11 protein-coding genes are annotated in these 10,439 nt (G+C 65.0%); 3 read left to right on the top strand and 8 right to left on the bottom strand.

What is annotated here, in order from left to right; genetic code table 11:
* The first annotated feature begins 198 nt into the window (after positions 1-198).
* A complete protein-coding gene (locus CH276_RS09485) occupies positions 199-1,104 on the top strand; it encodes a cutinase family protein (protein WP_032397009.1) in 906 nt (301 codons plus the stop codon).
* Here the strand turns inward: CH276_RS09485 and CH276_RS09480 are convergent.
* Complete coding sequence (locus CH276_RS09480) at positions 1,083-2,609, bottom strand: MFS transporter (RefSeq protein WP_094628996.1); 1,527 nt, start codon at positions 2,607-2,609, stop codon at positions 1,083-1,085. The genes CH276_RS09485 and CH276_RS09480 overlap by 22 nt on opposite strands.
* A gap of 99 nt (positions 2,610-2,708) precedes the next feature.
* Between CH276_RS09480 and CH276_RS09475 the strand changes: the two genes are divergently transcribed.
* Positions 2,709-3,005: a putative quinol monooxygenase gene (locus tag CH276_RS09475; protein WP_045197796.1), complete on the top strand. Its 297-nt coding sequence runs from the start codon at positions 2,709-2,711 to the stop codon at positions 3,003-3,005.
* On the opposite strand, the gene CH276_RS09470 is transcribed toward CH276_RS09475, so the two are convergent.
* The 3 genes from CH276_RS09470 to CH276_RS09460 all read right to left on the bottom strand — a co-directional run bounded on the left by CH276_RS09470 (position 2,940) and on the right by CH276_RS09460 (position 6,063).
* On the bottom strand, positions 2,940-4,445 hold the full coding sequence (locus CH276_RS09470; RefSeq protein ID WP_094628994.1) for a phage infection protein: 1,506 nt from the start codon (positions 4,443-4,445) through the stop codon (positions 2,940-2,942). The two genes, CH276_RS09475 and CH276_RS09470, sit on opposite strands and share 66 nt — an antisense overlap.
* 105 nt (positions 4,446-4,550) lie before the next feature.
* Complete coding sequence (locus CH276_RS09465) at positions 4,551-5,147, bottom strand: histidine phosphatase family protein (RefSeq protein ID WP_032397013.1); 597 nt, start codon at positions 5,145-5,147, stop codon at positions 4,551-4,553.
* Positions 5,148-5,151: 4 nt separating this feature from the next.
* Positions 5,152-6,063: a LysR family transcriptional regulator gene (locus CH276_RS09460; RefSeq protein ID WP_235386947.1), complete on the bottom strand. Its 912-nt coding sequence runs from the start codon at positions 6,061-6,063 to the stop codon at positions 5,152-5,154.
* A gap of 82 nt (positions 6,064-6,145) precedes the next feature.
* Between CH276_RS09460 and CH276_RS09455 the strand changes: the two genes are divergently transcribed.
* Positions 6,146-7,372, top strand: a complete 1,227-nt coding sequence (locus tag CH276_RS09455; RefSeq protein ID WP_094628990.1) for an MFS transporter — start codon at positions 6,146-6,148, stop codon at positions 7,370-7,372.
* Here CH276_RS09455 and CH276_RS09450 read toward each other — a convergent pair.
* From CH276_RS09450 to CH276_RS09435, 4 genes are all read right to left on the bottom strand, one after another.
* Positions 7,361-7,792: a DUF4190 domain-containing protein gene (locus CH276_RS09450; RefSeq protein ID WP_052049965.1), complete on the bottom strand. Its 432-nt coding sequence runs from the start codon at positions 7,790-7,792 to the stop codon at positions 7,361-7,363. The genes CH276_RS09455 and CH276_RS09450 overlap by 12 nt on opposite strands.
* Positions 7,793-7,844: 52 nt before the next feature.
* Entirely contained in the window at positions 7,845-8,246 is a 402-nt protein-coding gene (locus CH276_RS09445) for a PPOX class F420-dependent oxidoreductase (RefSeq protein WP_094628988.1), read from the bottom strand.
* Between the two features lie 177 nt (positions 8,247-8,423).
* Entirely contained in the window at positions 8,424-9,428 is a 1,005-nt protein-coding gene (locus tag CH276_RS09440) for a beta-ketoacyl-ACP synthase III (protein ID WP_032397016.1), read from the bottom strand.
* Positions 9,429-9,528: 100 nt separating this feature from the next.
* Complete coding sequence (locus CH276_RS09435; protein ID WP_176459181.1) at positions 9,529-10,425, bottom strand: alpha/beta fold hydrolase; 897 nt, start codon at positions 10,423-10,425, stop codon at positions 9,529-9,531.
* Positions 10,426-10,439: the final 14 nt, after the last annotated feature.

The raw sequence follows: 10,439 nt of genomic DNA, 5'->3' as shown, positions 1-10,439 counted from the left end.
CGCGTTTCTCCGCCGAGCTCGAAGTTGTGGACGGATCGAGGTCCGATTCCGTCCACAACTTCGAGTTCGTCTGCTGTCCGCTGCCATTCGACACACGGTTACGTCCGTTAACCATGTAGGCATCTGATGGTCACAGGCCGCTGTCATTGTGGTGATCGAACAACGAAGCGCGTTCGACCACCAGTGAGGCCCCCTCCCATGAGTGTCAAGAAGATCTGCGCCGGTATCGGCGTCGCTGCAGCTGTTGCATCCGGAATCGTCGTCGGAACGGCATCGCCCGCCGCCGCAGACCCGGCCGATTGTCCGGCGATGTACGTCGTGGCCATTCCGGGCACCTGGGAGACCAGCTCGGGTGCGGCCCCCAAGCCGGGCATGCTGACCGACGTCACCGATCGTCTCGGTGGCGACATCCGCACCGACTACGTCTCGTATCCCGCGACCGCGTTCCCATGGGAGGGCGAGGTGTACGGGCAATCGCGTGCCGAAGCCGTCGCCAACGCGGGCGGCATGCTCGAGGCCATGGTGAATCGCTGTGGCGCAACAAAACTCGGCATCATCGGGTACAGCCAGGGTGCCGACGCGGCGGGCGATCTCGCCGCGGCCATCGGCACCGGAGTGGGCGTGGTGCCCGCGGACAAGGTGGTCGCCGTGGGGCTGATCTCCGACCCGAAGCGCTCCGATACCGACGCTCTCGTGGGACCCGCCGTGGTCGGAACCGGGGTCGGTGGACCCCGCGTCGGTGGATTCGGCTACGTCAGCCCCGTGGTGCGGACGTTCTGTGCCGTCGGCGACCTGTACTGCTCGACGCCCAAGGACGATTACGTCGCGCGGCTGGCCGGCTTCTTGGCCGTCTCGTCCAACCCCGCGCCGAACGTCGCCGATCAGTACTCGCAGGAAGCGCAGTCCCTGATCGCGGACCTCGCCGCGGCCGGTGGTCTGCCGGTGTTGCAGGGCCAGCTCACCGACCAGGCGAACGCTCAGCGTCAGCGTGAGATCGAGGCGTTCTACCGTTCGGGTATCCACCAGGAGTACCAGAGCTACGACGTCGGGGGCGGCCAGTCCGCGACTCGGTGGTTGGCGCGCTACCTCGCCGACGCGGTCTGACGGCGTAGCAGCACGAAAACCGCCACAGCGCTGACGGCCATCAGACCGGCGCTCCAGCCGGCCGCGAGGTTGAAGCCGTCGACGAACGACGAGTTCGCGACGGTGGTCAGTTGCGAGGCGAACGGCTCGGGCAGGTAGTCCGCGACGGCGACGGCACCGCCTATGGTTTCTCGTGCGGGGTCCGCTATCTCGGCAGGGGTGCCCGCGGGGATGGCGTCGTCCATGCGGTGCCGGTAGACGGTGCTGCCGATCGTGCCGAGGATCGCGATACCCACGGCGCCGCCCAGTTCGGCTCCGGTTTCCGAGAGTGCCGATGCGGCACCGGCCTTTTCGGGTGCCGCGGCGGTCAGGACGATGTCGGAGTTGAGCGTCGACGCCGCGCCGATGCCGAACGTCAGCAGAGCCATCCCGGTCAGGAGTAAGGGTAGGCCCGAGTTGCTGGTGACGAAGACCATTGCCACACAACCGAATCCGATGAAAGCCAGGCCGCAGGCGATGATGGTGCCCGTATGGATGACCTTACTCATCGTCGGTGCCAACACAGCTCCGGTCGCTGCAGCCGCGGCGGGAATCAACAACCACAATCCGGCCTCGAGCGGCCCGAGCCCGACTACCAGCTGGAGATACTGCGCGGCGAACAGGCTGAAGCCGGTCATCGCGAAGATCACCAGGAACTGCACGACGACGGCTGCACTGAAGGCACGTTCGGCGAACAGCGTGACGTCGATCAAAGGGTGTGCTGCCTTCCGTTGCCGGACGACGAACACTGCACCGAGCGTCAGCCCGACGAGCGCGGTGACGATCGTTGCCGCGTCGATCCCCTCCTGTGCGCCGTGTTTGATGGCGAACACGATCGAGAGCATCGAGGAGATAGCGAGAATCACGCTGATGGGATCGAACTTCCCGGGGTCGGAGTCCTTGAACTCGGGGACCAGAAACGGGGCGGCGACGAAAAGTACCACCATGATCGGAATGTTGATCAGGAACACCGAGCCCCACCAGAAGTGTTCGAGCAGAACACCGCCGATGACAGGGCCCACTGCTGCTCCACCGGCGAAGCCGGCAGTCCACAGGCCGATGGCTTCCTTTCGCTGAGTGGGGTCGTGAAACATGTTGCGGATCAACGACAGTGTGCTCGGCGCAATGGTGGCTCCGCCGATTCCCAGCAGAGCGCGCGCCGCGAGCAGCATCTCGGGAGAGGTGGAGAACGTCGCGGCCAGAGACGCCACTCCGAACACGATGGCACCGATCATGAGCAGGGTGCGCCTGCCGATGCGATCGCCCAGCGAGCCCATGGTGATCAGTAGGCCGGCAAGCAGAAATCCGTAGATGTCGAGAATCCACAACGACTGATTGCTGGTGGGTTCGAGATCGGCCGTCATGAACGGCAGGGCCAGGTACAACACCGACATGTCCATCGACACGACGAGAATCGGCACCACCAGCACTGCGAGGCCGAGCCACTCCTTACCGGTGGCGCGCTGGTCGGTTGCCGTCTGGCTCACTGTGGTTTCCCTTCCCGAATGGACACCTCAGCTTAGGGGGATCGAGAGTACGTTCGGTGAAGAAACATGTCTCTCGCCGAACGAAGGAAAAATCACCTCATGACCAACGATCTGAAGGTAGTCGCGACGATCATCGCCAAGCCGGATGCCATCGACGCCGTGCGCGACGGCCTCTCCGCTCTGGTTGCCGAATCGCGGAAGGAAGACGGCAACCTCTCGTACGAGCTGTTCGAGTCCGCGATCGAGCCGGGAACCTTCATCACCGTCGAGGTGTGGAAGTCGCAGGAGGACCTCGACGGTCACATGCAGACTCCGCACCTGCAGCAGGCGCTAAGCGAGTTCGGGGCCCACCTCGCGGCTGCGCCCGCCATTCATCCCCTCCGGCCGGTCGGCTGACTCACCCCGCACGCTTGCGTACACGAGTGCCGACACGATGAGCAGGGCCATCGTGGCACCGATCGCGAGCCAGCCGGTCCCGCTCATCTCGCCCGACGCGATGACGCGGGCTCCGGCGGCGGTGTAGCTCATGGGCATGAAGGCGGCGAGATCGCCCCAGATCGGTGCCGTCGACGCGTATGCGAAGCCACAGACGACGACCTGCACCGCGAGCACGGCGACGTTGACGATCTGGCCGATCACGGCACCGAGCACCCGTTGGATCGCTCCCGCTGCTGCGAGGTAGGCCGCAGCCGAGACGATCAGGAACGCACCCGCTCCCAGGACCGGCCCGAGGGCGGCGTCGGTGGCGAAAGCGAACGCAACGGCGGCGCTGATGCCCACTGCGGCGACCGCTGCGACGACGGCGAGCCAGCGAGGCTTGCTGTCCCTGCCCAGAACCCGCACGAGACTGACGCACCCGAGAGCACCGAGCGCGACCAGGGCAGCGATCAGATACGGGGTGGGACCGGTTCCGGTGCTCGACGACGTGGCCGCGATGTTCTGGTCCGACGCTGCGTCCTCGGTAGCGGCAGCGGTTCCCTGCGGAAGTGCCGCGGAGGCGTCGCGCACATTGGTGGCGATGCCGTTGACGATTCCCTCGACCGGTTCGACCGACGTCACGAGCTGATCGGTGCCGGCCTTGAGCTGCTGGCCGCCGTCGTCGAGTTGGCCCAGTCCGTCACGCAACTGCACGGTCGCGTCGCCGAGTTGGGCGGTGGCTCCGAGGAACTGACTGTTGGGGTCGTTGAGTTCGGAGGACAGCTGCTGAGCACCGCTCTTGAGGGTCTGCAGCTGGGCGAGGGTGTCGGGCCCGAAAGCCTGCGTGTTCAGAGTGTCGATGACCCCGCGGATCTCACCGGAGATGGCGTCCGATCCCGGGTGCGGGAATCGATCGACCTGGTCAGCGGTGGCGGCGAGTTTGGCGGTGAAATCGGCCTGCAGAGCGCCGAAGCCAGCGAGCTGATCGACGACCTGGTCGACGCCACCGCTGATCTGCGACGCGCCGTCCCCGAGCTGCCCGATGCCGTCGCGGTACTGCCCGAATCCATCGGCGAGCTGAATGGTTCCGTCGTGCGCCTGGGTGATGCCGTCGGCGAGCTGCCCGACGCCGTCGTTGAGCTGCGTTCCGCCGTCGGTCAGCTGGCCGATACCGCTGGAGAGGAACGTGATGGGCAGCGATGCGCTGTTGAGGCTGCTCCTGGCCGCGGCCAGGGGATCGGCCGTCTGCTGGTCCGCTGCCGGTGCCTGCTCGGTGTCGGCGACGACGGTGGTGGTTGCCGCGGACTCGCCACCGAGGTCGTAGCCGGTGCCCAGTGCAAATGCACCTACCGCTACCAGAGGAAACGCCAGCGCAGTGAGAGCAACGGCAGGACGTCGGAAGATACGCAATTCACCCATGATGAGTTCGAGGCTAACCGCACGGTGCAGCGTCGCCGACCAGTCGACGACCGGCGACGCGCTATTTTGTGCCCTCGACCTGGGAGTTTAAGAGGTCTCTGTGGATTACCGATTGCGGGGCAGCAGGTCCCACACGTGCTCGGTTTCGTTCACCGAGGAGACCGACCTCGCGCCGCTGCGCGAGAACAGCACCCGCGTCACCGAGCAGTAGTCGATCGGGAAGCCGAGCACCTTCGGGGTCTGCAGAATGTCCTGCAGCAGGATGTTGATCACGCCGCCGTGAGCGAACAGCGCCACGGTGTCGGTGTGTGCGCTCGCCGAGACGACATCGGCGACACCGTCCAGAACTCGCCGGCGAAACGCCTGCTCGTCGACCTGCTCCGGGAGATACCCGGCCTTGATGCGATCGAATGCCTCACGGAATTCGGTCTTGGCCGACTCGATCGGAACGTAGCCGCCGAAGTCGCGATCGTATTCGGTCAGGCGATCGTCGGGCTCGACGGTCAGACCGAGCCGATCGGCCAGAGGCTGCGCGGTCTGGACGGCGCGTAGCTGCGAGCTCGAGACGACTCGCGAGATCGGGAACCGGGCGACGGCACCCGGCACTCGCTGGGACTGTTCGACGCCGAGTTCGGCCAGAGCGGGATCGGCCGAGGTCTCCGACCGTTGCGGGAGGGCATGCCGCACCAGAACCAATTGCATCGACTCACCTAATCACGAGTGTTCTGCCGCTGCGCAGCACCATCGATCGAAATGCCGCCACCTGACGCGGCGAATCGGCCCGCGGATCCCACACCATGCCGATTCGCCTGCGCGCGGCCGGTTGGGTGAGTCCGATGTCCACGGTTCCGCCCTCACCGCCGTGCGCGCGTATTCGCGGCAGAATGGCGATACCGAGACCGGCCCCGACGAGTCCGCGCACCGTGTGGGTGTCCTGACCCTCGAAGGCGATGCGCGGGCTGAAGCCGGCGTCCGCCCACAACTCGTCGCAGATCGAGCGCATCCCGAAGCCGTGGCCCATCGCGATGTAGTTCTCGTCGGCCGTGTCGGCCAGATCGACCGACCTGCGCGTGGCCAGCCGATGATCGGCCGGAACCACCAGCATCAGCCGCTCGTCGTAGAGCTGGAACGAATTGTGCTCGGTGTGTTCGGCGCTGAGAGAGACGAACGCCAGGTCGGAGACCCCGTCGGCGAGACGGTCGAGGCAGCGTGCCCGGGCACCCTGGTCCAGATCGAACGTGACGGCCGGGTGGTCGACGCGGAACTGGCGGATCAGCGCCGGTACGACGTCCTCGCCCAGGGTGTTCTGAAACGCCACCGCGATACGGCCGCGGGCTCTGGCGTCGTGCTCGGTCATGGCGTCGATGCCGGCGTCGATGTCGCTCAACGCCCGCTGGAGATAAGGAATGAGCACTCGGCCGGTGCTGGTGAGCACGATCCCGCGGCCGCGTCGTTCCACGATGTCGACGCCCAGAATTGCCGAGGCGCGGGCGACCTGCCGACTGACGGTGGGCTGTGGGACGCCCAGCACGTGCGCGGCGTCGGTGATGTGTTCGGTGTCGGCCACTGCGACGAGAGTCGGTAGCAGCGGCAGGAGTTCGATCGTTTCACGACGCATTCCCGAATCATATCGCCGGTGTATCGGTTTGCCCGGTCTCATGCATTGGACGAATATCGTGAGCGCTTCTAACGTGATCTGCATGACCACGACGCAGCCCGAGGTGCTCGGATGGGAGGGACACCCCAGGGGATCGCGCGAATACCGCCGGCTCGTGCTGGCACTGCTGTTCGCCGGAGTCGCAACGTTCGCTCAGCTCTATTCGGTGCAGGGCATCCTGCCCCTCATCGCCGCCAATCTCGACATCACGCCGTCGCAGTCCTCGCTCGCGGTCGGGCTCGCGACGGTCGGCGTTGCGGTGTCCGTAATTCCCTGGTCGGTGGCGGCCGACCGCATCGGTCGTGTTCGGGCCATGACGGCGTCGATCCTCACCGCCACGACGTTGGGTCTGCTGGTTCCGCTCGCGCCGTCGCTCGAAGTGCTCTTGGTGATTCGATTCTTCGAAGGTGCTGCACTGGGCGGTCTTCCGGCCATCGCCATCGCGTACCTCAGCGAAGAGATCCATCACAAGCACACAGCCCTGGCCGCGGCGACCTACGTGTCCGGTACGACGCTCGGCGGACTGCTCGGCCGCATCGTCGCGGGACCCGTTGCGGAATACACCAACTGGCGGATCGGCACGTTGACCGTGTCGATGATCGCTGCGTTGGCCGCAGCACTGTTCGTCTGGCTCGCACCGAAGCCGCGAACGACGCTCGTGGACAGCCAAATTCGTGACCTACCCGGACGGCTGTGGGTGAACCTGCGCGAGCCGGGGATGGCGGCACTCTACGGCCAGGGATTTCTGCTGATGGGCGGCTTCGTCGCGATCTACAACTACCTCGGATTTCGTTTGGAGGCCGTGCCTTTCGGACTCCCGCAGTCTCTGATCAGCCTGATCTTCGTGGCGTACCTCAGCGGTACCGTGTCCTCACGGGTAGCGGGCAATCTCGCGACGAAGCACGGCAGATCGGTGGTGCTCGCCGGATCCACCGCCACGATGATCGCCGGAGTTGCCCTGACGATGGCGTCGAATCTCGCCGTCATTCTGACCGGCTTGGTGATCCTGACCATGGGATTCTTTGCCGCCCACGCCATCGCGTCGGGATGGACCGGACAACGAGCCGTCCACGGCCGAGCCCAGGCGACATCGCTGTACAACCTCTTCTACTACGGCGGATCCTCCGTCGTCGGCTGGATCGGCGGCGTCGTCTTCCAATCCCAGGGATGGAACGCGTTGGCGCTGTTCGTCATTGCGTTGGCAGTGATCGCAGGCGTATGGGCCGCGTGCATGAACGGCCGATTGGCGAAGCCGGTATCAGTAGGTTGACGTGTTTGCGGCAGCGAGGGCAAAAATGACGATCGCACCCACGATGACGACGAAGAGCGCGATCGAGACGTAACCCACGATCAGGCCCGCCGTCGCAAAACCCGATCCGCCTTCGCCGGTGCGCTTGATCTGACCGCGCGAGATGTGGCCACACACCACCGCGCACACCGACGCAATCAACGGAATGAACGTCAGACCGAGAATCGCCAACACGAGTGACACGATCGCCAACGTGTTGGTGGACGCCGGAGCCTGATACCCGCCGGCATACGGCGCATTCCCGTACTGCGAATACTGTTGCTGCGGGTTCGGGTACTGGGGGTTCGGGTTCTGATAGGGCGGGTACTGCTGCCCGCCGTACGGCTGATCCTTGTTCGCTGCGTCGAACGGATCGTTGCTCTCACCCTGCGGATAGCCCATGGCGGGAGTGTGGCACCTGGAGACAGCAGTCCGCAACCGCTCTCCCTCGGCGCTACGTGCCGAGCTTGCCCCACCCCACATAGGCGTCGACAGTGACGTATCCGGTCACGCGCGGCTGATCCCGAACCGGATACGGATCGCCGGTGTAATGCGTCGAGATGCGGTCGATGTCGACCAGATCGGGATCGTCCTGCAACTCGATCGAACCGTGCACCGTCACATGGGTGTACCAACTGGCCTCGTCCAACACCGAAATCGAGACCTTCGGATTCGCCTTGATGTGCTCGAGACGCTTCCGCGACGCATCGAAATTGAGCACGACCTTCCCGTCCTCCCACAGATACCACGTGGGTGCGGTGATCGGCGTTCCATCTGCACGAACCACCGCCATGACCGCGGGATTGGCCTTCTTCAGCAATTCGACAGCGGCATCGGGCAACGGAGGCTTGGGCATACGACAACAGTACGACTCGACCCCCGCCTTGGGTCCCGAATCGCCCCACAGCGTCCCCCGGAGTCCACTCGATGTGCCATTGACTGCCGAAAAGGCCACTCAATGTCACATCGAGTGCACTGGGGTGAAGGGTGTGCACTCGAGAATCGGGTGCATCCGGTGTGGATCGGCGGGCGACTACAGGTTGGGGAGTTTGACTACCTGTCCGGCGTAGGAGAGTCCGGCACCGAAGGCGAGCAGCAGTGCTGTGTCTCCTGCTTTTGCTTTGCCGGTGCGCAGTAGTTCTTCCATGGCCAGGGGGATCGAGGCTGCCGAGGTGTTGCCGGTTTCGGCGATGTCGTTGGCGACGGGTGTGTCCTCGTTCAGGTTCAGGCTCTTGGCGAGGAGTTCGGTGATGCGGCTGTTGGCCTGGTGGGGGATGAAGGCGTGCAATTCGTCGGTTTTGATGCCCGCGACGTCGAGGACGCGCTGCGCGGCTTTGCCCATCTCGAAGGCGGCCCAGCGGAAGACGGAGATTCCGTTCATCCGGATCCAGGGGCGCTCGAGGCCTTCTTCGGTGATGTAGTCGTACCAGTCGGTGGTCTGGACGATGGCGTCGGATTGCGAGCCGTCGGAGCCCCAGACGGCGGGTCCGATCTCGGTTTCGTCGCTCTGGCCGACGACCACGGCACCGGCGCCGTCGGCGAAGATGAAGCGGGTGGTGCGGTCGTAGGGGTCGGTGGTGACGCTGAGCTGTTCTGCACCGATGACGAGGACGTACTTGGACGTTCCGGCCTTGACCAGGTCCGATGCGACGGCGAGGGAGTAGCAGAAGCCTGCGCAGCCGGCGCAGATGTCGAATGCGGCCGGCCCCTTGGTGCCGAGTCCGTGCGCTACTTTTGCAGCTGCTTGGGGTGTGAGTTCGAGATGCGTCGAGGTGGCGACGATGACGGTGTCGACTTGGTCGGCGGTGATTCCGCTGGCTTCGAGGGCCTTACGACCTGCCGCGATGGACATCTCGACGACGTTTTCCTTGGGATCGGCGAAGCGCCGGTTCTTGATTCCGGACCGCGTCTGGATCCACTCGTCGCTCGAGTCGATGAATTCACAGATCTCGTCGTTGGTCACGACTCTCTCGGGGCGGTGAACGCCGAGTCCGAGTAGTTTCGACTGTCGTCCCTGCGTCGTGCTGATCGCACCCATCTTCAATTTCCTCTCGTGCTACCGCGCCATCGCCGAGCTTCGGCTCGGGTCTTGGGCTACGGGCTCGGTGACACACGTTACGTGCGTCGCCTCGAGGAGTTCACACCAGTTCGGTGATGAGGGCTGCGACCTCGGCGGGCTTGTCGATCATGGCGTGGTGGTGGGCGGGCATGACGACAGTGAAGTCGGCCCGCAGATACGCGGCCAGCTTGCGTTGAGTCTTGATCCATCGCTTGCCCCACGGGGAGGGTCGTCCGGTGTGGGCTGCGGCGACGATGACCGGAACGACGAGGGGCGAACGCTTCCGCATTCTGTTCAGTTCGGCGGCGAGGTCCGGGTAGACGACGTCCTCCACCAGGGCGGCGGCGAGGTAGGTGGGTCGTCGATAGATGTCGTCGACCCAGTCGAACGTCTCCTGCGGTGTGCCGTCGGGCGGTGTCGCCTGATTGAGGACGCGTCGCACACGCGGTCCGACCAGCTTCTGCAGGCCGGTCTTGCTGAGCGCGGTGGCGATGACGTGGGCAGCCTCGACGCGCACGACGGTCGGGACGAAGCGTCTGGGGTCGGATTCGGCGCTGGAATCGAGCAACAGAATTCCGCGGGTGCGCGACGGGTACAGCCGGGCCACAGCTTCTGCGTAGAAGCCGGCTATCGAATGACCTACCACGACGGCCGGGTCGGTGACTCCGAGTGCGTCGAGGACACCGATGATTCGGTCTGCCTCCCCGCGGACGGTGGGTGTGGCACCGGCGGGCAAGGGGTCGCTGAGTCCGAAGCCGGGGCGGTCGAGAACGACCACGTGATGGTGGGCGCTCAGGATGTCGACGGTGTCGTTCCAGTCGAACCAGTTACTGCCGAGGCCTCCGCACAGGACGACCGTGGGGCCGGTTCCGCGTACGAACAGATGCAGACGTTGCCCGTCCACCTCGACGTACTGACCGGGAGGATGTTTCACGGGAAACAACGCACTGCGTTCGGCTCGATCCCCGCTGTCCATGTTTGGTACTCCAC

The sequence above is a fragment of the Rhodococcus sp. 06-470-2 genome, from assembly GCF_002258235.1.
Taxonomy (GTDB): domain Bacteria; phylum Actinomycetota; class Actinomycetes; order Mycobacteriales; family Mycobacteriaceae; genus Rhodococcoides.
Note: the sequence above shows the minus strand (reverse complement) of the source record. Positions and strands in the feature narration are given on the sequence as shown.

What these genes read in the sequence shown, in the direction of transcription:
- CH276_RS09440 (WP_032397016.1), bottom strand. Translation starts at nt 9,428, where the DNA reads ATGGGTGCGATCAGCACGACGCAGGGACGACAGTCGAAACTACTCGGA.
- CH276_RS09465 (WP_032397013.1), bottom strand. Translation starts at nt 5,147, where the DNA reads ATGCAATTGGTTCTGGTGCGGCATGCCCTCCCGCAACGGTCGGAGACC.
- CH276_RS09445 (WP_094628988.1), bottom strand. Translation starts at nt 8,246, where the DNA reads ATGCCCAAGCCTCCGTTGCCCGATGCCGCTGTCGAATTGCTGAAGAAG.
- CH276_RS09460 (WP_235386947.1), bottom strand. Translation starts at nt 6,063, where the DNA reads ATGCGTCGTGAAACGATCGAACTCCTGCCGCTGCTACCGACTCTCGTC.
- CH276_RS09435 (WP_176459181.1), bottom strand. Translation starts at nt 10,425, where the DNA reads ATGGACAGCGGGGATCGAGCCGAACGCAGTGCGTTGTTTCCCGTGAAA.
- CH276_RS09455 (WP_094628990.1), top strand. Translation starts at nt 6,146, where the DNA reads ATGACCACGACGCAGCCCGAGGTGCTCGGATGGGAGGGACACCCCAGG.
- CH276_RS09485 (WP_032397009.1), top strand. Translation starts at nt 199, where the DNA reads ATGAGTGTCAAGAAGATCTGCGCCGGTATCGGCGTCGCTGCAGCTGTT.
- CH276_RS09450 (WP_052049965.1), bottom strand. Translation starts at nt 7,792, where the DNA reads ATGGGCTATCCGCAGGGTGAGAGCAACGATCCGTTCGACGCAGCGAAC.
- CH276_RS09470 (WP_094628994.1), bottom strand. Translation starts at nt 4,445, where the DNA reads ATGGGTGAATTGCGTATCTTCCGACGTCCTGCCGTTGCTCTCACTGCG.
- CH276_RS09475 (WP_045197796.1), top strand. Translation starts at nt 2,709, where the DNA reads ATGACCAACGATCTGAAGGTAGTCGCGACGATCATCGCCAAGCCGGAT.